Source organism: Sphingobacterium sp. Lzh-3, from assembly GCF_046764375.1.
Lineage (GTDB): Bacteria > Bacteroidota > Bacteroidia > Sphingobacteriales > Sphingobacteriaceae > Sphingobacterium.
Map to the genome: position 1 here is coordinate 973,606 of NZ_CP177226.1, position 23,679 is coordinate 997,284.

Sequence of the window (23,679 nt, forward strand, 5' to 3'; positions counted from 1 at the left end):
ATTGCTAAATTGAAACTATCATTTCAATTTTGACAATAAAGTATCAATTGTTTTATACAATTTGATAGGATCGAATGGTTTTCCGACAACTTCATTGGCTCCAGCATCGAGCGCTTCCTGTTGTTCGGCTTGGAGCACAGAGGCTGAAATGGAAATAATCGGCATGTTTGCGATTATCGGATTCGCGTTTCGACGTATTTCCTTGATCGCTTCAAAACCACTCATGAGCGGCATATGGGCATCCATAAACACCAGGTCGATTTTTTTCTTATTGATTTCTTCTAGTGCGATGAGTCCATTCGTCGCCAAAGTAATTTCGCAATTCCAGCTTTTGAGGATATTCGCGAGCATAAAGCTGTTTAATTCATTGTCCTCAGCAATGAGCACCATCGGGAAGTTGAACTTGGGCAATTCCGTATAGAGTATCTGCGTTTCTTTTTCTACGGGTTTATCTTTGATTTTGTCGAAAGTACATTCAAAAGAGAAAATACTCCCTTTACCATATTCACTCGATGCAAAAACCCGACCGTTGAGCAGCGCTGCAATACGTTTTACAATTGCGAGGCCCAATCCAGTACCGCCAAATTTTTTGGTTATACTATCTTCTCCTTGTTCAAACGCAATAAATATTTTTTCCAGGGCATCTTCTACGATGCCGATTCCTGTGTCTATCACCTGAAATCGTAAACAGATGCTATGGTTATCTTCAGTTAGGAGCTGAATTTTTAATACAACAGAACCTTCCGAGGTGAATTTGAAACTATTTGATATAAAGTTGGTCAATATTTGTTTCAACCGTAGTGGATCTGTCAGAAAATAACTTGTGATCCGATCGTCCACATCAATGGAAAAATTCAGCCCTTTGTAGATGGCTTTATCAATAAAGAGGTTGTTTAGATCATCGGTAATATCGTGCACTGATGTTGACTCCATGTTAAGTTTCATCATACCTGAGTCGACTTTCGATAGGTCCAATATATCGTTGATAATAGTGAGCAGATTTTGCGAGGCAGAATCCAGCTTGTTAATCCAGTTTTCTTGTTCTAGCGTCAGTTGAGAATTTTTTAGCATCTGTGTAATGCCCATAATACCGTTAATAGGTGTACGGATCTCATGACTCATATTGGCTAAAAAGGTTTCCTTGGATTTTCGAGCAAGATCGGCCTCTTCTTTCGCTTTGAGAATAGCCTGTTTTGATTCTTCTAAGGCAATGTTTTTTTCTTTAATTTCCTGCTGTATCAGTAATTGCTGCACAAAAGATTTTACTTTCGCGATGGTTGCTTCAGGGTTAAGCGGTTTATATAGATAATCCACAGCGCCGCTATTAAGTCCCTGAATGAGGTATTTGTCTTCTTTTGAAATCGCTGTTACCATAATGGGGATGATATGGTTTGTTTTCGGATTCTTCTTTAGGAAGGAAACAAATTCAAAACCATTGATCTCTGGCATCTGCACGTCAACGAGCGCCAAATCAATATCCTCTTTCCAGCAGATTTTTAAAGCTTCGTTGGGATCTGTGCTCGTCACTATATTTATATTTTCGATATCCTCCAGCAGTGCTGTAAGACTGATAATATTTTCAATTTTATCATCGACAATCAATATATTTATCTTCTTCATTATAGCAAATCTAAATACAATTTTAAGTCAATTGCTTGATGTAATCTTTTATTTCTTGAATGGTCAAAATGCGTTCCTGTGCATCGAGTTGAATAGCTGCTTCGGGCATGATGGGAACTTCAGCCGTGGCAGGGTCTTGTACAAAAGTCGTCCCGCCGTATCGTTTTATCATTAATAATCCCTGTGCACCATCCTGATTCGCTCCAGAGAATAAGATAGCTGTACAATTTTCTTTATATATTTCGGCCACGGATTCGAAAGTCACATCAATTGATGGTCTTGAGTATTGAACAGGTTCTGAGATATCCAAAGAAAAGCTATAATCTGGTTCAACTAAAAGGTGATAACCAGCAGGGGCAAAATAAATAGTCCCATTTGCTATCGCTTCCTTATCATCTGCAGTTTTTACTTTTTGAACAAGTGCTTTGGAAAGCGTGTCCTCAATACTAGAAGCATATTTGGGGTTTCGATGTACAATGACAATAACGGGTATAAGGATTGGCCGTTCCAATGACTTCAAGATATTTAGAATGACACTAAATCCACCTGCAGACCCCGCTAACAAAAGAATTTTTCTTTCCATCACGTATTACCCAATTTTTTGGTAAATATTCTGTTTCTTGTTTACGATCTTAAATTTAGCAGCGTCTTTGTAGTTGATTAAAGATTCTTTCGCTCCCAAGCATAAAAAGCCCAAATGGCAAAGTGAATGATAGAATAGATCCAGGACTTTATTTTGCAATTCGGTGTCGAAATAGATCAATACATTACGGCAGGTAATCAGTTGAAATTCATTAAAAACGCCATCGGATACCAAGCTATGCATGGAGAAAAGGACATTTTTTTTAAGACTATTATTAATGGTAGCGGCGTTGTACATTGCTGTATAATAATCCGACAATGAGTTTTTTGGCTCCGTTTTAATAAAATTTTCCGAGTATTCTTTCACTTTTGCAAGAGAATAGATACCACGTTTTGCCTTTTCTAACACTTTGCCGTTAATGTCGGTGCCATAAATAAACGCACGTGGGTAAAGATTTGCTTCTTCTAACAAGATGGCCAGCGAATAAACTTCTTCGCCAGTAGAACAACCGGCACTCCACAGTTTTATATGCGGATAAGTTGCGAGATAGGGAAATACATCTGTTTTTACAGCTTTATAAAAATCGGGATCCCTAAACATCTCAGTCACATTAACTGTAATTTCCTGCAGGAAATAGGTGCTGAATCCGGGTTGATTGATTAAATTGGATTTTAGCTCCTGTAGATTGAGCTTGTTAAGTTCCATTATTCTAGTCACCCGTCTTTTTAAAGAAGCTCTTGTATAACCGGATACATCATAGCCGTGTAGATTTTTGACTATATCAATAACTTCTTCCAACTCTTCAAAACTTATCATTACTACTCTTTTATCGGTTAACTCAGCCATACGCGCATTAGGGATATTAATTTGTCGACATCAACCGGTTTGCTAATGTAATCGTTTGCTCCGACAGCAATTGTTTTTTCTCTATCCCCTTTCATTGCTTTCGCTGTCACAGCAATAATAGGAAGGTTTGCAAATTTCTTGTTTGCCCTAATTTTTTCAATAGCCTCATAACCATCCATAACGGGCATCATGATATCCATTAAGACAAGGTCAATCTGTTTATTTCGTTCAAGAATATCCAACGCTTCCTGACCATTGTTAGCGATTTCAATGTTCATATCATAGCTTTCAAACGCCGTGCTCAGGGCAAAAATATTCCGCATATCGTCATCTGCCAGTAGTACGGTTTTGGAAGCTAAATTGTTTTCCGCAATTACAGAGGCTCCGGAATGATTGAACATCGTGTATTCGTGCTTATTGCTGCGGATTTTATTTAAGAATAAATTAACTTCATCAATCAGACGATTATTTGATTTAGCTGATTTAAGGACCATCGCCTGGCTATGATGCAGAATTTCGGAAGTCTGCTCTGTAGTGAGTTCCATTGCCGTATTGATGATAATGGGTAAATCCTTAAATTGAGTGTTCGATTTGATCTCATTTAGGAGTTCAATGCCTGATTTATCGGGGAGATTCAGGTCCATAATGATGCAGTCAAACAATTTCTCTTGATCTAATAGATCGAGGGCTTGTTTCGCATTGAAGGCCTGAAATATCTGAATATGCTGTTCTTCTAAAGATTGTTTGATAAAATCGCTTTGGATTTCCTGATCTTCCACCAGCAGAATTTTTTTCAATGGATGACTAGTCGACGCTTTTATTTTTAAGAATGTTTCAGCCAAAGATTCTTCTGAAACAGGTTTAGCCATAAATCCGATGGCTCCGGCAGAAATAGGTTCATCATGTAAAAATGTTCCTGCCGACATCATGTGTACGGGAATCTCCTTGGTGCTGTCAATTTTTTTGAGGTTACGAAGAACTTCCCAACCATCCATTTTAGGCAACATAATATCTAAGATAATTGCGGCAGGTCGTAAATTTTGTGCTTTTTGTAACCCATCTTGCCCATCATAGCTAATGTATACATCGTAGCCGTTTTGTTCGGCGTAGTCTTTTAGAATATCTGCAAAAATAAAATCATCCTCAATAATCAGAAGTTTATTGTGTTTTCCATCGTTGTCGATCGACTTCGTTTTTTCGACTATGGGATTTTCCTTCGGCATTTGTGACGGCGGATCAATTTCTTTTTCGATTGATGTTACTTTCGGGACTGGAATTTCCTGCTCCAGCGGGATACTGAAGGTAAAGATACTGCCTTCACCAACCTTACTGGATAAGCTTATTTTCCCTTTTAATAAGCTAGCAATTTCGCGGCATATCGATAAGCCTAAACCAGTGCCACCATATTTACGACTCGTTGAGCCATCTTCCTGTTTAAAAGCATCGAAGATTAGCTCTTGTTTTTCAGGAGCAATGCCAATACCGCTATCTTTAACCGTAAAAAGAAGATTTTCAGCTTCAGCTTCTATCGCTAAAGAGACTTCGCCCTTTTCACCTGTGAACTTGAACGCATTGGATAATAAATTCTTGAGGACTTGTTGTATACGATGTTCATCACCGATGAATTCCTGCGGTGCATTTACATTGACATCGAGTAGGAAGTCAATATTTTTCGACGCTGCGGTATCATTGAAAAAATCTTTAATATAATTGACAAGGTAGTTTGTGTTGATACGTTCTTTTTGGACTTCAACTTTACCGGATTCAATTTTTGCCAGATCCAACAATTCGTTAATTAAATGGAGGAGATCTGAACCGGCACTGTGAATAACAGAAGCATACTTTATTTGGTCCTCACTGAGGTTTTTCTTTTTATTATCCTGAAGTAATTTGGCAAGAATGAGAATACTATTAAGTGGTGTCCGCAGTTCATGGCTCATATTGGCCATAAATTCAGATTTATATTTGCTGGACAGCTCTACTTCCTCTATTTTTTGCGCTATGGCCTGACGGGCTTTTTCCAGATCTTCATTTTGTGCAAAGAGCAATTTGGCCTTCTCGTCCAGCTCGTTATTGGTTTGGATAAGTTCTTCCTGCTGTACTCTAAGCTCTTCCTCAGAAGCTTCCAACAAATGTGTCTTATGGATTAACTCCTCATTTGTTGTTCTCAATTCTTCCTGTTGCGTCTCTAATTCCTCGGTCTGTTGTTGAAGTTCCTCATAAAGATCGGCAAGCTTTCCATGAGTTTGGGCTACTTTGATGATAACGGCAATGTTATCTTTTGCTTTATCCAGGAAGTTAAATCGTAGTTGCTCGTCTTTCTCATTGACAATGGGGCAACAGATTTCCATGACACCGACACAATGGCTTTCATAAGAGAAGGGAACAATATAGATCTCAGCGTCTAAGCGATCGGATAACGAGGTTTCTAAGATAAGATGCTTGTGGTCGACGTCTTTTATTTTAACGACTTCATGATTGTTTGCGACTTCGCCCAAAATGCCATCGTTTTCTTTAAACGTTCGTTTGATATACTGTGTGGAGGAAATACCAATTTTGTGGCAAAGCTGATACTCCTGATAGTTATCATCGAAAATGTAAATCGTTCCACCTAATGCTTTTGTCGTGGAAGCAATAGCATGTAGGCTTATTTCGGCAATTTTCTTGTCTGTATAGTCACCGCGTAACTGTTCGTCGATGCCATTAATCGCATTCAAAATCCAGTTATCACTGTTGGTCTGTTCTTGCAATCGTTGGAGACTTTTATTGGATTCTTGTTGACTTTTCACTGTAGACCTCAGAAATCTAGAGATCGAGGAAATTTTAGCGAGAATATAGAAGAACCCACTTAAGCCAATAGCGATGAAAAGGTAAGTAATGTACTGGGCCAGTTGCAATTCATTTCTAGATTTTTCTAAGAGTCTTGCCCGTTGGTCTAATAGATCTCTCGACATGAGATCGATCTGATTTAATATCGAGGCCTTTCGTTCGTGAATATTATGGGATATGGATTGAGTTTCCTTTGTGTGATCGATATCCTGCTCAAAGTTATAAAATGCAACAATATCTTTGCGGATGTTTTCGGTGCTGTTTGGTTGAACATGATAGAAATCATCTTTCAGACTTAAAGATCGCAACAGTTCGTCCATTTTTTTTAATTCCATTTTATAAGGAATAAATAGAGAAGCGTCTTTCTTATTCAGGTAATCCAGTTTGATATCATTTACCTCGTCGACACTTGATTTAATTTCATTAATGATATTGAATCTATTTTCGGCAACACGAACAATACTTCGCTCGTTATTTAAGTTATGATGCAGCGATATGAAAAAATATAGGGCTGAAAGGAAGATAAGCGAAAAAGAAATTATCACTCCTATGGTAATTTGCTTTCTATAATTTTTTCGATCCATGTTAGAATGAGTTTATCGTTTACTTTTCTGTAGGTATTGTATTTCGATGGTACCTGGGGAAAAAGATATATGTAAAATAACAAAAAAACTTGCTATTCCTAAAATAATCAAAAGTCAGCATAGAAACAAACCTATAAACAGTCAGGAGGTATCCCAAAATAATCGATTAGCGTGTAATAGCGAGTTTTTGTTAATGTAAGTGCAGCTTATGGCATGTGTGTCCTTTATTTCTTAGTCTGGATAAATTGGGATCAAGTAATGATCAAATTGGGTCTTTTAACAGTACTTGTTCAGTGCTCGTTCAGTGATTGTTCAGTGATCACTCAGTATAGACTGAATAATCAGTGACTAATCACTGTCTAAAAATTGATTGAATATTGTTATTAGCTACGTATTGGTAGGGAGATGGTTCAGTCAGGTTTATTTAATAGAAGATGAAAAAATACATATAAAAACAAAACCCTGATGATGGGCACCAGGGTTCGTTACTAACCAATTATAAACCTAAATTATGAAAAGACTCTTTAAGGGCTTCTAAACTAAATTAGTTGCCGTGTTATTCCATGAAAACTAAAAATGATTGTTTTTTAAATCTTATGCACGTTTCGAGCAAATAACTTCTCTGACTGCATATTGTTAGTGTTTCATAGTGAGATAACCTTTAATTATCTTCAACAAAGATACGGTAAATATACAGTAGTATCCAAATATTTTTTCGAATAAGTTGCTAATACAACTATGTTGTGACACACAAATGATATTTTGGCTTATCTGAATAATTATCTGACAGCCTCGTCAATTAGATCGGTATCGCTGCGCGAATAATTACTCGAAATGCCTTACTTTTACAAAAATATATTTTTATGGTATTGACCGAATTTAAAGCGATAAGAGCATTTGTATTGGATGTAGATGGTGTATTGACTGATGGTACTGTACAAGTTAATGAAGAAGGGCATCAATTACGTACATTTAATATAAAAGATGGCTATGCGATGCAGTTGGCGATCAAGAAAGGCTATCCTATTTTTATCATCACAGGTGGAGGTTCGAAGGGGGTCGAGCAGCGGATGAAAGGTTTGGGAATCAAAGAAGTGTATTCAAAAGTTACTGACAAGCTTTCTAAAATGAAAGAACTTGCTTATGATTATAAGCTTGAATTAAATCAGTTGATGTACATCGGTGACGATATCCCTGATTTTAGCTGCATGAAGTCTGTTGGCGTAGCGGTTTCTCCGGCAGATGCAGTAGAAGAGATCAAGAAAATTTCGCATTATGTGTCTGGTTTTTGTGGTGGAAAGGGAGTTGTGCGTGAATTGATTGAAAAGGTCATGAAAGTACAAGGCAATTGGTATGAGGATGAAACAGTGAAAAGTATATAAGGATGTTGAAAAATCTAAAAAATAGAACAATTATATTAGGGTCTCAATCTCCACGGAGAAAACAGCTGTTAGCAGGGCTTGGGCTGACATTTGAAGTCGACGTTCGGGAGACGGATGAATACGTGGATCCGAATTTATCGGCTGCAGAGGTGGTTCGCCAAATCGCTATTCGTAAAGCGGAGGCATTTAGAGATAAAGACGATTGTTTGGTTATCTGTGCCGATACTATTGTCGTATCGGATAAGGGCGAAATTTTAGGTAAACCCAAAGATGAACAGGAAGCCAGGACAACTTTAACAAACTTGGCTGGTAAGAAACATTTGGTATTGACTGCCGTAGCGATCTTATGGGAGGGTAAGATTAGTACTTTCGTCGAAACGACAACTGTTTATTTTTACGAATTAGATGCGGATGAAATCGATCATTATGTTACTAAATTTTCACCATTAGATAAAGCCGGTTCTTATGGAATACAGGAATGGATCGGCTTAATCGCCGTAAAAAAAATTGAGGGAGAATATAATAATGTGGTCGGATTACCAACGGCAAAGCTTTATCAAGAATTGAAAAAGTTAATGTAAAAAAAAGCGGCAAAAGCCGCTTTTTTTTTATCCCCTGATTTTTTAGTTGAGCTGTTATTTGATGAAATAACGAACCCCAGTGTAGAACATGCGTCCTGTTAATGGTCCCCAAAGCATCGAAGTGTCAAAATAGTTTCCAAAGGGTTGATCCGCTGCAAGTATTGGCATATTTTGGAAATAATTAGACAGATTTTCTCCGCCCACATATACAGTGAAGTTTTTGTCTTTCCCAAAAGTTTTGCTAATCTGCGCATTCATGGTCGCATAAGCTTTTGATGCTGTAGGCATTTGATATTCAACGGGGTTCTCTGCTGTTGATGGAATGCGTTTTTGTCCAACTACATTCAGCGTATAGTCTACACTCCAGCCAGAATGGTGATTATATGCTAGGTTGACAAAGCCACGGTGTTTGGCCAATAGCGGTTTGGTCTTTCTGCCACTTTCAAAATCAGTTTGGACATCAAGTAAGCGATAGGCCAATCTCGTTTCAAAATGTGGTGCTGGCATAAAGCGAAATTCTGTTTGTAAGCTATTGGAGAAAGACTTCCCATTCAAATTGTAAAAATTGATCTCTCGGGGGTTTTCGTAATCGACCACGACCTGATTAGAGAAGCTGTTATGGAAAAATTCAACGGATGCCGAAGCCTCACGTCCAAAGATTCGCATACTTTGGTCTATCGCTATTCCGCTATTCCAGGAGACTTCAGGTTGTAGGCCATAAGCTTTATCGTATATATTAGGCGATTGAATAACCAATTTTCTACTACTTGCCAAGACGGCCGTATTCTCTGCAAATATATTTGCTGTACGTTGGCCTCTTCCTGAGCTAGCTCGAACCGTTGTTCCCGCAATCGGTGCATAACGTAAATGGATGCGTGGCGTTGTAAACCAACCATACAGGGAATTATAGTCTTGGCGGAGACCGATAATGGCATCAAATTTTTCTGATGGACTATAGGTATATTCTGCAAATGCTCCCGAAATCACTTCTTTCCTTTTGAAGTTTTGATCTTTTAAATACCACTCATTGTAATTGTCATAATTAATGGAGGCACCAACGCGATACTTGTGAGCGACTGTACCGATAATATCTTGAAATAAGAGGTTAGCATATCCATTTTGTTGGTCCGAATTGTAGTTATTGAGCCCAAAATAGCTTTTTTGATTGTAATTTGATCCTGCAAGCTGGAGACCTATGCTGCGGTGCTTATTTTCGGGGAACACGTAACCAATTTTAGCGAAACCTTCTACACGTTCAATATCAAACCCTAAACCATAGCGATTCGTTGTACCCTTATCTGTTTTTTCGTTAAAATCAATCTGCCCACCTGTACGGTCGTCATTGAGATATTTTACCCCAAATTGTACCATAAGTCCTTTTCCGTTTTCATAAAACCAACGGTTGACACCAGAGAATAGATTGCCAACAGGTACATCTCTAAATCCGTTGTGACTAAAGTTCATGGATTTATTGTACATGAAATTGTCGTGCAACAGAACTGCGGTGGACCAATGCTGACCAATTTTTTGTGAAAGATTTAAGTTGACATCTGTGCGTCCCATGTTGTTAGCATAGGCATTAAAAAACAATCTTTCTGAATTTTGCGGTTTTTTCAATTCGACGTTGATCTGTCCGGCCATGTTTTCGAAACCGTTGGCTACGGAACCGATACCTTTCGCGATTTGAATTGATTCAATCCATGTTCCTGCAATAGAATTTAAACCTAAAGGAGAAGCGAGCCCACGAGGTCCGGGTAAATTTTCAACGGTTAATTGGGTATAAATACCACTAAGACCCAGCATTTGAATCTGTTTGCTGCCTGTTACCGCATCAGCACTGACGACATCGACGGAGGCATTGGTTTCAAAGCTCTCGCTTAAATCACAGCAAGCGGCTTTGAATAACTCTTTTCCTGTAAGAACTTCCAGTCGTGCAGGTGTCATACGGTCGATGTAATTTGAGCGTCGTGTTCCTTTAACCTCGACTTCCATCAACACATTTCCCTTTGCTGTAATCATGATGACTTCATGGAGATCTTTGATGGTGATGGTGTCAGGTTTCATTCCAACGTAACTTACCACCAATTTGTTGAATCCTTCTTTATGGTCCAATTTAAAAACACCATTTTCGTTTGTTCTTGTGTTTTTGGTTGGAAGGTTGGCCCAGTGTAGATTGGCGCCAATAATCGGCTTAAGATCCCCCTTTTCGTTTTCTTCAACGACAACACCGGTAACAGTATGTGGATGGTCATGGCTATCGGTTGTTACAATTTTCTTTTCGGGGATTTTGCCATTTTCCAAGCGTGGATACATACAACATTCGTGAAGTTTAGCATAGGATTCTTCATCGGCAACCAGGTTGTCTACATCGTGACCAACATGCGCAATGTTTTTCTTAATAGACTCCAGTTGTACTTTCTGAGGATTATATTTGATCTGTAACAGGTTGTCGCTGGCATTCCAAACAGCCATTTCTACACCATTCATTTTCGCGGCAGTTTCAATACGTTTTTTACACATGGCACAATTTCCGGCCACTGTAAGCGTCCTCGTACTGTCGGTCTGTGCCTGTACAAATGCCAGAAAAAATAAGGATAGAATGGTTGTCGTATATATTTTTTTGAAAATTTGATTCATCGTTTTAATTAAGAGTATTCGCTTCAACTAGCATTTAATTTTTACTTTCATGATATCGCGCGACCGCATTTATGGGTAACGGATCTATTTTTTCAGTTCTACTACTATTTTTGCTGAATGATTTAAAATCCACTGTTTTTAGTTCCGTGACAAGCGACGGAAAGATCAATGTTGGGAATGACAGTCTGCCATTCTTACGAAATATAAAAATTATACTGGACTTCTGTCAATTCAAGAAATTGAACTGTGTTCGGTGAAAAGAGGTGATATTAAATCCTAAAATTTTGATTGAGAATAAAAACAGGTGGGTTCTGTCTATTATCGCTCGCAAAAACGGTATACTTTAGTTTAGAAAAATCGTCTTCCTCCTCAGAGAAATGATAATAATTAAGTATCCAATGACGCGTAATTATTGCGGGAGAAAAAGTGTTAAAATCAAGATTTTGTGTTACTCGGCTGAAGTGATCGACTTTTTGTGCTTCGATCTTAACATCTTTACAGCTTCCTGTTTCATGACAGTGGTTCTGCTGTTTTTTTGCAGACTTGGCACAAAGAGGGCAGGCCATATTATGGCTTTCCGATAACGATACACTTTTTGTTTCTCCTTGGCAAAAATGAAGATGCAGTGAGGCACCACTTGCAGCGAGCAAATAGAAAAATAAGCCGATAAATAGTGCGATTTTCTTCATTGAAGCAAAAATAGAGAAAATATGTAATTTTTTTTTGTAATATTTTGGATAAATGTTATAACTTGTAGTAACAAATGAAAAACCAAAAATTACCAGAGTTATGTATTTATTATTTATTAATCCCGTCAGCTCCTATTTATTAGCTATCCTTTTGATTGTCGGGGCAGTTTTATTGTACAAAGGATTCTACCATCTCGCTCGTCGTATACAGGAATAAAACAATATATTAGACCTTATTCCCGGATACTGTTAGTAGCTTGAATATGTGCTGTTTCTTCTAAGATAGCAGCATGTAAGGATTATTCATTGAATTTTAACTATTCAGGTAAGACATGATAAGAATGGGAGTATTTATTTAGACACTCCCATTTACTTTGTTTATCGGCTTAATAAGGGATCACTTTTTCCTGCATTTCCAATCTCTATACGCCCCGCATATTGTTCCTCGAAGTTTGAGAAACCAGCGCAGGTGAGGCGGAAATCATACCAAAAATTTTGCTTAGCCAAATCAAAATGTATCTTAATGGATTGTCCCCCCTTAAGTTGCAGATTCTTTTTTTCTTTTCCATAGCTGGCGTCCTCAAAAACAAGTTGCTGGGTTGTTTTCCCATTGTTTGTACATGAAAAAGACAAACGCCCGGTAAACGCTGATTCATTTTTACTTTTTTCATAGGTACAGCGGATCTTTAACTCTGGGTTGTTTGTGTCACCTTTAAACGCTCGATAAAATCCATTTGGGCCATAGATCTCGAGGTGGTACATTTTTTTATCGAAGGCGTCTAGCGACCATTGGTCCGTTACACGATCTCCGGGAGAAATAGCATAATTTCTTGAGGTTCCAACTTCTCCTTTGTAGCTAGCAGCATGGTAGACTGTAAAAGGTGAGCCCGCAGCGTGTTTGCCAAAAATTTTATTTGAAGCTTCAAATGTGACCAAGTAATCCCCTTTGGATTGGTATTCGCCATGCACATAAAGTTCATAGGGAAGGATACATGAATCCCGGAGCCCTTTTTCTTGTTTTGGGAAATAGGGTGAACTGCTGGGGTCTTTCTCTATTTGTTTGATCTCCATTTCGCTGAGCGCTTTGAAGCCCATGGGAAGGCCTTTGAACTTGGCTTGGTGAATCTCTTGGATAAAAGGTTCCCGTTCTAGTACCATAGGTTTGTTTATGGTTTCGCCATGATAGGGCCTAAATGCCGAAGTTAAGTCACCACATACGGTACGTCGCCAACTGCTGATGTTGGTTTCTTTTATATTTTTATTGGTTTTGTGATTAATAAACTTCTCCAGAAATTGTAAACTGGAGGTATGGTCAAATACTTGCGAATTGACCCAACCCCCTCTGGTCCATGGAGAGGCAATGATCATCGGTACACGATAGCCAAGACCGATATTGCCTTCTCTTCCGCTTTCAGGATAATATTGCTCATCGCGGCGGACAAATTCTAATCCAGGGTTGATTCCCGCTGATACTTTTCCGCTTTCTGTATCATCAGGATTCGGCGCCGTAAAGGGTGCAAAGTGATCAAAATACCCATCATTCTCATCATAGGTAAGTATAAAAATTGTTTTTTTCCAAACTTCTGGATTTTGGGTAAGAATGTCTATGATTTCGCTAACATACCATGCGCCAAACCAAGGAGAATCGGGATGGTCAGAAAAAAGCTGCGGTGGAGCCAACCATGATACGGTTGGAAGTTTACCTTCCGCGACATCTTTTCGGAATTGATACAGGACATCTCCTTTAGGGATCTGTAACTCGCGCTGTTGCCCCCCTTCTTGATAATGCATTGTTTCCAATTCCATATAATCAGGCTGTGCACTGTTGTTAACAAAAGCACGGCGATGAATATCTTTTGTCCGCTCATCGAGCTTTTCAAAGTTCTCGGCAGTATATAGCTGTAATTCTTCTAGCGTATGTTTGAGATTTTTCTTTAAATTTTCAAGTGCTTCGCCAGTTGTTGTTTCGCTAATTTTACGTTCGAGGTCTTCTTTTTTTAATGTCAGGAGCTGACGATAGCGTGGATGGTATTTGACTTGATATTGGGGGAAGTATTCCATCGGATTACAACCAAAATTGGCGAGCCAGCTGTTTGCTTCACCACTATAGCCAGCGCTGCTTGAAGAAATTTCATTTTGATAGATTTTCCAGTCTACGCCTAATTCCGAAAGGCGTTCGGGGAAAGTCGTCCATGTTGCTTTCCCGCTAAACTCGGAGTCACCATTCCAAACTAAGGCCTTTCCTGTAAGATTTTCCCGTATATTGGCGGTCCAGAAATAAAGCCTATTCGGATTCGTGCCGGTGATGCTCGAACAAAAGTGTTGGTCACAGATTGTGAAAGAGTCCGCGAGAGAATAGTAAAATGGAATATCTTCGCGGCTATAATGCCCCATGGTCAACGGTAGATTCGAAAATTCTTTAAATCCGGAGTGTTTTACATCCAGCCATTTGTTCATCTTGCCTTTATTGCGTGCATCTGTTTGATCGGTCCAGTTGTGGGGAAGACAACCCATCCAGGTGACTTTCGAATCTTTGATATCCAATCGGAAGGGAGCAAATGTTTCGCCGGATTTTTGCGTCTGAAACCAGACTTTATTCCGATTGGGTTGACGGATAGCTCTAGGATCATTAAAGCCTCTTACACCACGTAATGTTCCAAAGGCATGATCAAATGAACGGTTTTCCTGCATTAATAAAACAACGTGTTCGGCATCATAAAACGTGCTGCCCAATGCTGGATTAATAGCCATCGCTTTCGCAATGGCGGATGGAATAACATGGGAGATAGAAGCTCCCCCAGCAAGCATAGCTGCTTTCTTTAAAAAATCTCTTCGCGTATCCATGGTTATATCAGTATTGATTTGATTGGCTGCCTATTGCTTGGTTGATCAAGGCAACAAAGTCTCTTCGAAAAATCATATTTTCGAAAACTGTCTTAAAAATAAGAGTTCGATCCAAGAAAAAAGACTTTAGACCGAACTCTTATTAAAAAATTAACGCTTTGCTAATTTCTAGCCTACATATTAAGCTTTGATAGACGCAATAAATGCTGGAATCTGTGCAAGATAATCCGGTTCTTTTAGCCGTTTGACAAATGCTGTACCGATAATGGCACCGGCCGTATGCTTACTTGCTTTTTGAAAGGTAGGTTTATCGGAGATACCGAAACCAACGATCAATGGGTTTTTTAATTGAAGATCATGTATCCGCTTGAAGTAAGCTGCTGTATTGTCTCCAACATCAAGTGTTTTACCCGTCGTTGCATTGGAAGAAAGTAAATAAATAAAGCTTCTTGAAAGGCTGTCTATTTTTCTGATTCGTTCTTCAGAAGTCTGTGGTGTTACAATGAATATATTTGCAATCCCATTTTTCTCGAACGTCTCTTTGTAAAGTTCTTCGTATTCATCCATGGGTAGGTCAGGTATAATGACACCGTTCACGCCTACATTCTTACATGCTTCACAGAATCTTTCAACACCAAATTGGAGTACTGGATTAAAGTAGCCCATCAAAAATACGGGGATGCTGACATGTTTGCGGAGGTCAATCAATTGATCAAACAGTTTTTCTACGGTCATGCCATTCGCCAAAGAAACTTCTGAACTGTGCTGAATGACAGGTCCATCCGCCACTGGGTCGGAATAAGGAAACCCGATTTCCAAAAAATCCGCGCCAGCTTCTTCCAATTTCTTTGCAATACTTATTGTGCTGTCCAATGTTGGATATCCAGCGGTAAAATATATCGATAAAAGGGGAGTACCTTCTTTTTTTTCAATTGTATTCATGCCTTAAAAATCAAAGTATTTCATATAATTATCTAGATCCTTGTCACCACGTCCAGAAAGACAGACAACGACAGTCTCATCACCTTTAAAAGGTATTTTTTCCAAATAAGCCAGTGCGTGAGAACTTTCAATAGCTGGTATGATACCTTCTAGTCGCGTAAGCTCAAGACCGGCCTGCATCGCTTCGTGGTCGGTCACACTGACATAGTTACCTCTGCCAGATTTGAATAACCAAGCATGTTGGGGGCCAATACCGGGGTAGTCAAGTCCTGCTGATATGGAGTAAGGTTCTATGACCTGGCCATCCGCTGTTTGCATCAGTATAGATCGGCTTCCATGTAAAACCCCCTCTTTTCCTAATGCTGTTGTCGCAGCGGATTCGCCTGAATCAACACCGTGGCCTGCAGCCTCTACGGCATACAATTGAACCGATTCTTCATCTAAGTAATGATAGAACATACCTGCCGCATTGGAGCCTCCTCCGACACAAGCCAATACGATATCTGGATTTTCTCTTCCTGTTTTTGCCAAAAGCTGTTTTTTCGTTTCTTCAGAAATAATCGACTGAAAGCGAGCAACCATATCGGGATAAGGGTGTGGTCCCACAACAGACCCAATGATATAATGGGTGTCGACAGGGTTGTTGATCCAATCTCGCAAAGCTTCATTGGTGGCATCCTTTAGCGTTTTGGAGCCCGATGTCGCAGGAATAACTTCGGCACCCATCATTTTCATCCGTGCTACATTTGGAGCTTGACGTTGAATATCAACTTCTCCCATGTACACTGCACATTGAATACCTTTCAGCGCACAAACGGTAGCTGTGGCAACGCCATGCTGTCCTGCGCCTGTCTCCGCAATGATGCGCTTTTTACCCAAGCGTTCCGCCAATAGAATTTGGCCAATGGTATTGTTGATTTTATGCGCTCCGGTATGGTTAAGGTCCTCCCGTTTTAAGTAAATCGTAGTTCCATATTTTTCAGAAAGACGCTTGGCATGATATAATGGAGAAGGACGTCCGACATAATCGCTGAGCAGTTGGTTAAATTCCTCCTGAAAGCTCTCTTCTTCGATAATTTTGAGATATTCTTCACGTAGCTCTTTCACATTTGGATAGAGCATCTCAGGGATATAGGCTCCTCCAAAGGGACCATAGTATCCTTTTTCATTGACTTGATATATACTCATTTTCTAATAGTATTTATACTTTGGCTTAATAGCTCAATATCTTTTAAGCCGGGTTCTACTTCAAATTTTGAATTTAAATCCAGTGCATATAGCCGTGGATCATTTCTTTCTAGCGCTGTTTTGATATTTTCGGGATCTAAACCGCCGCTGAGAAAATAGGGGGTGGTAAGTTTGTATTGGTCCAATAGGGACCAGTCAAATTGCACTCCTGTACCACCATAGGAACTACTTTTTGTATCAAATAAAAAGTAGTCTACAATTTTAGCGTAAAGATCCAGCTGTATCCAGTCAAAGTTTTGATCGACTCCGAAGGCTTTCACGATGCTAACTGCTGATTTTTCTTTCAATTCAAGACAGAATTCTGCAGATTCATTTCCATGCAGTTGAATTGCATTTAATTGGAATTCAGTTATTTTATCTAGAATTTCTGAAAGGCTGGCATTAACGAAAACTCCGACCTTACTTAGGCTGTCAAGATCCTTAATATATGCGGAGGAGCTTTGACCAACATAACGTTTGGATTGATCATAAAATATAAATCCCATATAATCGATGCCCAGGGAGGCTACAGCGGTTATATTGTCGGGATATTTCATGCCACAAACTTTTACTTTGATCGCCATTTTATTTTTTGATTAGTTTTTGGAAACTGCGCAAAGCTTTACCTCCCATCAATGAACTTTCTGCTTCATAAAAACAGTCGCCAAAAGTTTTTTCGGGGTTAAAGGTCTTAATTGCAAATGCGGCGTTGGTCAAAACAACATTGTTCTGCACATCTGTACCCTGATTGTTCAATATAGATAAGAATGTCTGGGCCGCATCTGCTATCGTTTCACCTCCCGTCAACTCCTGAGCTGAGACTGGGGTAAAACCAAGTTCTTCCATGTTGTAGTAATTCTCTCCTTGGTTGTTGATTACTTTAAAATCACCGGTCATGGATATTTCATCATAACCGTCTAAGGCATGAATAATGGAATATTGTTTGTTGGTGTTTTGATATAGATAACCATACAGTCGCGCTAATTCTAAACTAAATACACCAACGGACTGAAATCTGGGATTGGAAGGATTTGTCAATGGTCCCAGCATGTTAAAGAAAGTCTTAACACCCAATGCACGACGTATCGGGGCAACGGTTTTCATGGCAGGGTGAAACAATGGTGCATGTAGGAAACAGATATTGGCTTCATCAAGCTGGCGTTGTAGTTCCGACTTGTCGTTGCTGAACTGATAGCCTAAATATTCCATGACATTGGATGAACCACAGCTCGAAGATACCCCGATATTACCGTGTTTGGCGACATGATAACCAGCTCCAGCGGTGACAAAGGATGCTATTGTCGAGATATTGAAGGTATTTTTACCATCCCCACCTGTACCGCAAAGGTCAATTAAATCATAACCGTTAAAATCCAGCTTGAGGCATAAATCATACATCGCATCTCTAAACCCGCCAAGCTCTTCAACGCGAATACTGCGCATACCATAAGCCGTCATAAATGCCGCAATTTGGTGACTGTCATATTTGCCCATGGCAATGTTGGTTAGAATCTCGTAGGCCTCTTGCCGAGAAAATGTCTTGTATTCAAATAAATGCGCTAAAATTTCTTTCATGGTAATTTAAATAAAAAAAGGGCTTACCTTATTTAGGCAAGCCCATCATATCTTGACGTATTAATCAAATAATGCAATAGGAGTTTGCCACAACGTTATTCGTTGTGCCACCACCAAGCTTTATTTGATACAGTTGTTATCATTGTTATTTTTATTAATACAAATATGGTTGATAGAATTATAAAATGCAAGTGTTTTTATTGAAAAATTTTTAAGAAAGCATCATTGGCTTAATATTGCTCACAAATATACCGTAAAATAAAACCTGATAAGCGTGCATTTATTTAAGACTAAGCGTGATATTTAGGGATTCTAAGAGCAAGCGTCTGATAAAATAGGGGCGATGAAAACTAATAGAATACAAAATGCGCTTTATTGTTGCCTTTGGAGACTAATGTAAAAGATGCAATTTTCTTATCACGAATGACTGCCGCAAATACAAAACGCTTGAGGTATTTGACAAAGTAGACTTGTTGTGGATCGATACCTTCGAGATCGATATCACTGGTTTCTTTTCTTCCAGCTTGAGCAAAGCTAAGATATTCCAGTTGGTTGATATCCTTGCTCTGTACATTTATCCTGATTTCATCGATGCTAGCCAATAAGTAGTCCTGTAGATCTTCGTCCAATTTTTTTGATGTTATGAGGTCTTGACTTAGAATTATATCAGTAGCTAGATCTGGATCATGTAAACGTTGAACAAATCTTTTTAAAACAACAACATAGTCATTGGGAGTTTGTTGTTCCTGAGCAAATAGGCCTTGGCTGACTAAACAGCCAATAAACATGAGCAACACTAACTTTAATTTAATTTTCATACCTGTAAGACTTGTCTTCATCAAAATGGATTAAAACTCTGGAATAAAAACCTTCGTGAGCTTATGGATATAAACCGTACTGAGTTGTTTCCGCAAAGAGGGGGATGCCTTTAATAAAAAACGCCTTTTGAATAAAGGCGTTTTTTATTTTTTAGTATTCATCTTCATTGAAGAAGAAATCGTCTTTTGTTGGATAGTCGGGCCAAATTTCTTCGATATTTTCATATGGCTCACCATCGTCCTCAAGAGATTGTAAGTTTTCAATCACCTCAACAGGTGCACCCGAACGAATAGCGTAATCGATTAATTCATCTTTTGTTGCTGGCCATGGTGCATCTTCTAGATGCGAAGCTAATTCTAATGTCCAATACATATAAAAACAATTTAAGTTCTCTATTTTCGCAAAACTATCATTTAATTTAACTTAAGCAAGTAAATCACGTGTTATTTTTGCTGTATTAATGTAAGTAGTTGATTGCTAGAGTTATAATATTTTTAGATATTCTCAAAGTCACTTCCCTTTTCGTTTAACGCATTCAGTCTTGGTGACACGGATTTGATGTCGGGGTTTGGATAATCATTTTCGATCAAGCCATCTCGCATGCGTACAATGCGATGTGCATGTAATGCGATATCCTCTTCATGTGTCACTAGAATAATGGTATTGCCTTTGGAGTGAATTTCTTCCAGTAGGCCCATAATTTCAATGGAGGTTTTGGTGTCAAGGTTTCCTGTCGGCTCATCGGCAAGTATAATGGAAGGATCGTTGATCAATGCCCTAGCAACAGCAACACGTTGTCGTTGTCCTCCTGAGAGCTCGTTAGGCCTATGATCCATACGATGTCCTAGGCCAACACTTTCCAATGCCGCTGTGGCTTTTTCCTCCCGTTTAACCTTACCATAACCTGCATAAATTAAGGGCAGAGCAACGTTCTCAAGTGCTGTATTTTTTGGTAGTAGGTTAAAAGTTTGAAAAACAAAACCAATTTCTTTGTTCCTTACTTCGGCGAGTTCATCCTCCGTCATGTCACTGACATTAATCCCGTTGAGGATGTATTCTCCTCGGCTAGGCGTGTCCAAACAACCGAGAATATTCATTAACGTGGATTTGCCCGATCCTGAAGGTCCCATTAAGGCAACAAATTCTCCTTTGTGGATGTTGAGTGTAACAGAGCTTAAGGCATGAATTGTTTCCGCACCAATTTGGTATTCTCTGGCAATATCCTTGATTTCGATTAAGATCTTTCCTGACATATTTTTTGGAGGTTCTCTAGGTCATGAAAATACGATTTATTCTTCATAATCCAATAGGAATGCATTTTGTCATATACAACTTTTTCTAGTTCTGATGCATTATCATCGTTAAAATCTTTTGTCTCTATGGGGTTGAATACATGTATTTTAACTATTCCCGGCCGAGATCCTCTTTTCGAACCGTCATCGAAAAAGATATCCCAGGCATTTTCTATGATAATGGGTACTGCGGGAACGTCATTTTGAATAGCGATTCGAAAGGCTCCGGATTTAAATGCGTGAATCTGTGGCGGAAAACTATCGTCGATTTTTCCTTCTGGAAAGATGACCACACTTCTGCCATTTCTGACGAGTTCATTGGCACGTTGGAAGGCCTTGAAAGAAGATACTTTACTTCTTCTTGTGACCGGGATATCTATTGTTTTGAAAAAAATACGTGTAACCGGATTTTTAAGCAATGAAGCTTTTCCGATAAATGAAAAAGGAGCTGGGCACAAATAGGTGAGGGCTGTTATATCCAAGACCGAAGTATGATTGGGACACAATACCATGGAACGGTTCCAATCTATTTTTGATTCATGGCTCACCTTAAAAAATACACCAGCTAGGGCCGAACCACCAACTGATACCCAGCGTCGCATACGGGCGATTCGAACATAGTTTTTTTCGGGACGTCGTGCTAGAAAATAGATGTAAGGGAAAAACAGAAGAAAAACAAGTAGAACGCTGATAAAATACCAATACCGATGGAGTTTTTTGAGCAATAGGATCATACAAGTCAACTAATTTTGACCTAAAGTAAAGAAAGAAAATGGATAATTAATTATCCATTTTCTTTTTTAGTCTACTGTGAAACCAAATTTCTTGTAAATATTCTTGGCTGTTGGCGAATCCATGAATTTTAAAAAGTCATCTGCTGCCTGCGTATGGGGTGCGTTTTTAAGCTTTGCAGCAACGTAAGTTGCCGTAGTATTTTGCGCATCAGGAATGGTGATCCCTTCAATTGGATGGCCAATTAGTTTTTGGTAAACGACTTCAGAAGTCCAAACGGGAGCCGCATCGGCCAGTCCATACAATACACGCATGGGGCTTTCCCTATGATGGATCTTGGTCAGATAAGTGCTGCCATCTTTGACCTTATCATCCATGATTTTCTTGACAAGTTGTTCGCCCCCGGCTTTTTTATAAGATGCTTTGATCTGCTCGCCAATTCCTTCCCATTGGGGGTTAGGCATGCTGATACGAACTTTGTCATTCCCCAGATCATTCAAGGTTCTGATATTAGCGGGATTACCTTTTGGGATCATCAAACAGATATTGTTGTAGCAATAAACCTGTGTATGGCTGAAGTAATCTGCCATCTCGTTGATCGCTCGTTTGCTCGCTGTATAAATATCGGGCTTATGCGTAATGCGTAGATTGCCTATCGTGATTGATCCGCCTTTAATCTGTTTAGCTAAAATGCCCGGCGGCAGGGTTTCAACAAAAATACGTTCGTATTGTGGATATTCTTTTTTGAATGATGCAAGTAGATCATCGACAACCATAAATTGATTGCCCGCGAAAAAGACAGTAAGCTGCGGATTCTCGATATCACCATATAAATCTGGAATATTGTCTATCCCGGGGACCGTAAAATTTAGAGCCGATTCTGGTGGATTATTCCAGGGGGGATCAAAACGATGTTCTTGTGCCTTAATTTCCTGGGCTCCCAATAATGCTATTGTTAGACCAAGCAGTAGAAAATTTTTCATTATACTTATGGTTTAACGATAACCCAACCTTCATTTGCTCTTAAGATTAATTCACCATTTCCGCTAGGAACATAGCCTATAAAATCAAATAGTTCTTCTTTGGCAATATGTTTCTCTTCCAACGTATTCAGGCACTGTGCTACGATAACGCCTTTCTCGACGAGGTCTTTCAATGGTTTCTCGTATTGGCTGTTCTTTTTTAGGTAAGCTTCGGTACCACCGGAAAATGCAACCAATTCAATCTGTAAGTGTCCTTTTAACCGTGGGTCTTTCAAGACATTGTTAATATTACGGATTGCTTTTTCAATTGTTTTTGGATCATTGCTGTCCAGCTGATAAATGGCTTTATACGCTTTTTTCTTAGCAACGGCACCGCTGTATTGATGGTTATTGAGCAACAATTTATTGTCCTGTGCTTTCGCTTGAATAGTCGTTATCGCTACTAAAATGCAAGCGATTGTAAATTGTTTTTTCATATTTATTATTGATTTAATGGGGTATTTATGTTTAAAAATTAAAAGGTCCGAGTTTATGTTGTTCTAAACTAACGTTATCGGCATAAGGTGGGTAGGGGCTATCTTTGGGTTTTTTGCTTAGATTAGGATAGTCCAATTGCTTGTTTGTTTTTTGAGGTCTATCGAAAGAATTGATATATGCTGCGACATCATAGGCCTCGTCATCTTTCAACAGAGGTGCATCATAAGTTGCGCCTAAAGGCATATTAGCTTTGATAAAACGAGCTGCGGTAAGCAATCGTGCCATACCAGCACCATCATTGTAGCTGTCTTTTCCCCATAAGGGTGGGTATTGATATCCTTTTCCCGCTGTTTGTGGTAGCCCCTGACCATCTTTTCCATGACAACTTGTACATTTATTCTCAAAGACCAATTGACCATGTTTCAAGTCCGCGGCACGGTTGGGGATATCCATTTTTATAAATCCTTGGCCTGCCAACCGACCTTTATTAACTGTATTTATGCTGATGTTTTTGATATAGGTGATAATGGCTCTCATTTCCTTGCTATTTTCAGGAATGGCTCGGCCGTTCATGCTTCTCTCAAAGCAACCGTTGATACGCTCTTCAAGTGATTCAACCTTATTTTCTCGTCCAATATAAGTTGGAAAGACATTGGTGAGCCCGACATAAGGGGCAGCAAAAGCCTTTGTGCCTCCATTGAGATGGCAGCTGCTGCAGGCAAGCTTGTTTCCGATTTTGACCTCCCCATCATAGAAATAATCGTAGGTATTTTTAATTAGCTTTTCACCATAACTGGCCATTTTACCTTCAGGATTATCTTTGAATGAGATTTCCTTAAATTGGGAAACGTGCGTAATAAGCGAGTCGTTGCGCAATTCAAGAGAATCTGTTTGCTTTTTGTTTTCATCATGTTTTAGTGGAAATATACATAAGGTCGTACATGTAATAACCAATGCTACAATGATCCAGCTGAGTGCCTTTAAATAATCTGTTAGTTTTTTATATTCCATTACGCTAATTCATTTGTACAAATCTA

20 protein-coding genes are annotated in these 23,679 nt (G+C 39.1%); 2 read left to right on the top strand and 18 right to left on the bottom strand.

Annotation, left to right across the window (positions count from 1 at the left end; genetic code table 11):
• Positions 1-18 precede the first annotated feature (18 nt).
• From ACLCDV_RS03960 to ACLCDV_RS03975, 4 genes are read right to left on the bottom strand one after another with little or no spacing between them, the layout of a single operon-like run.
• Complete coding sequence (locus tag ACLCDV_RS03960; RefSeq protein WP_286896815.1) at positions 19-1,620, bottom strand: response regulator; 1,602 nt, start codon at positions 1,618-1,620, stop codon at positions 19-21.
• Positions 1,621-1,642: 22 nt separating this feature from the next.
• Positions 1,643-2,203, bottom strand: coding sequence for a chemotaxis protein CheB (locus ACLCDV_RS03965; RefSeq protein ID WP_317668377.1), 561 nt, complete (start codon positions 2,201-2,203; stop codon positions 1,643-1,645).
• Between the two features lie 6 nt (positions 2,204-2,209).
• Positions 2,210-3,019, bottom strand: coding sequence for a CheR family methyltransferase (locus ACLCDV_RS03970; RefSeq protein ID WP_286896810.1), 810 nt, complete (start codon positions 3,017-3,019; stop codon positions 2,210-2,212).
• Between the two features lie 17 nt (positions 3,020-3,036).
• The gene (locus ACLCDV_RS03975) at positions 3,037-6,462 is read right to left on the bottom strand and encodes a response regulator (protein ID WP_411972949.1); all 3,426 of its coding nucleotides are present in this window, start codon (positions 6,460-6,462) and stop codon (positions 3,037-3,039) included.
• Positions 6,463-7,325: 863 nt separating this feature from the next.
• Here ACLCDV_RS03975 and ACLCDV_RS03980 point away from each other — a divergent pair.
• Both ACLCDV_RS03980 and ACLCDV_RS03985 read left to right on the top strand, forming a co-directional pair.
• Complete coding sequence (locus ACLCDV_RS03980) at positions 7,326-7,844, top strand: KdsC family phosphatase (RefSeq protein ID WP_286896804.1); 519 nt, start codon at positions 7,326-7,328, stop codon at positions 7,842-7,844.
• A gap of 2 nt (positions 7,845-7,846) precedes the next feature.
• The gene (locus tag ACLCDV_RS03985) at positions 7,847-8,425 is read left to right on the top strand and encodes a Maf family protein (protein WP_317668374.1); all 579 of its coding nucleotides are present in this window, start codon (positions 7,847-7,849) and stop codon (positions 8,423-8,425) included.
• A 54-nt stretch (positions 8,426-8,479) separates the two neighbouring features.
• Here ACLCDV_RS03985 and ACLCDV_RS03990 read toward each other — a convergent pair whose 3' ends face one another.
• The 14 genes from ACLCDV_RS03990 to ACLCDV_RS04055 all read right to left on the bottom strand — a co-directional run bounded on the left by ACLCDV_RS03990 (position 8,480) and on the right by ACLCDV_RS04055 (position 23,653).
• The gene (locus ACLCDV_RS03990; protein ID WP_411972950.1) at positions 8,480-11,062 is read right to left on the bottom strand and encodes a TonB-dependent receptor domain-containing protein; all 2,583 of its coding nucleotides are present in this window, start codon (positions 11,060-11,062) and stop codon (positions 8,480-8,482) included.
• Positions 11,063-11,331: 269 nt separating this feature from the next.
• Entirely contained in the window at positions 11,332-11,751 is a 420-nt protein-coding gene (locus tag ACLCDV_RS03995; protein WP_286896798.1) for an HYC_CC_PP family protein, read from the bottom strand.
• 378 nt (positions 11,752-12,129) lie between these two features.
• Positions 12,130-14,595: a phosphocholine-specific phospholipase C gene (locus tag ACLCDV_RS04000; RefSeq protein WP_333576227.1), complete on the bottom strand. Its 2,466-nt coding sequence runs from the start codon at positions 14,593-14,595 to the stop codon at positions 12,130-12,132.
• 180 nt (positions 14,596-14,775) lie between these two features.
• On the bottom strand, positions 14,776-15,537 hold the full coding sequence (trpA, locus tag ACLCDV_RS04005; protein WP_286896795.1) for a tryptophan synthase subunit alpha: 762 nt from the start codon (positions 15,535-15,537) through the stop codon (positions 14,776-14,778).
• A gap of 3 nt (positions 15,538-15,540) precedes the next feature.
• Positions 15,541-16,725, bottom strand: a complete 1,185-nt coding sequence (gene trpB / locus ACLCDV_RS04010; protein ID WP_411972951.1) for a tryptophan synthase subunit beta — start codon at positions 16,723-16,725, stop codon at positions 15,541-15,543.
• Entirely contained in the window at positions 16,722-17,348 is a 627-nt protein-coding gene (locus tag ACLCDV_RS04015) for a phosphoribosylanthranilate isomerase (protein WP_317668370.1), read from the bottom strand. The genes trpB and ACLCDV_RS04015 overlap by 4 nt, the downstream gene beginning before the upstream one ends.
• Position 17,349: 1 nt before the next feature.
• Positions 17,350-18,339, bottom strand: a complete 990-nt coding sequence (trpD, locus tag ACLCDV_RS04020; RefSeq protein ID WP_286896792.1) for an anthranilate phosphoribosyltransferase — start codon at positions 18,337-18,339, stop codon at positions 17,350-17,352.
• Positions 18,340-18,689: 350 nt separating this feature from the next.
• Complete coding sequence (locus ACLCDV_RS04025; protein ID WP_317668369.1) at positions 18,690-19,157, bottom strand: hypothetical protein; 468 nt, start codon at positions 19,155-19,157, stop codon at positions 18,690-18,692.
• Between the two features lie 151 nt (positions 19,158-19,308).
• Positions 19,309-19,530 carry a DUF2795 domain-containing protein gene (locus tag ACLCDV_RS04030; RefSeq protein WP_028072584.1) on the bottom strand — a complete coding sequence of 74 codons (222 nt, stop codon included), beginning with the start codon at positions 19,528-19,530 and terminating at the stop codon, positions 19,309-19,311.
• A 122-nt stretch (positions 19,531-19,652) separates the two neighbouring features.
• Positions 19,653-20,411, bottom strand: coding sequence for an ABC transporter ATP-binding protein (locus ACLCDV_RS04035; protein ID WP_286896789.1), 759 nt, complete (start codon positions 20,409-20,411; stop codon positions 19,653-19,655).
• Entirely contained in the window at positions 20,393-21,184 is a 792-nt protein-coding gene (locus tag ACLCDV_RS04040; protein ID WP_411972952.1) for a lysophospholipid acyltransferase family protein, read from the bottom strand. Before ACLCDV_RS04040 ends, ACLCDV_RS04035 begins: the two co-directional genes overlap by 19 nt.
• A gap of 66 nt (positions 21,185-21,250) precedes the next feature.
• Positions 21,251-22,165: a substrate-binding domain-containing protein gene (locus ACLCDV_RS04045; protein WP_411972953.1), complete on the bottom strand. Its 915-nt coding sequence runs from the start codon at positions 22,163-22,165 to the stop codon at positions 21,251-21,253.
• A 5-nt stretch (positions 22,166-22,170) separates the two neighbouring features.
• Positions 22,171-22,641 carry a DsrE family protein gene (locus ACLCDV_RS04050; protein WP_120333478.1) on the bottom strand — a complete coding sequence of 157 codons (471 nt, stop codon included), beginning with the start codon at positions 22,639-22,641 and terminating at the stop codon, positions 22,171-22,173.
• A gap of 31 nt (positions 22,642-22,672) precedes the next feature.
• On the bottom strand, positions 22,673-23,653 hold the full coding sequence (locus tag ACLCDV_RS04055) for a c-type cytochrome (protein ID WP_411972954.1): 981 nt from the start codon (positions 23,651-23,653) through the stop codon (positions 22,673-22,675).
• Positions 23,654-23,679: the final 26 nt, after the last annotated feature.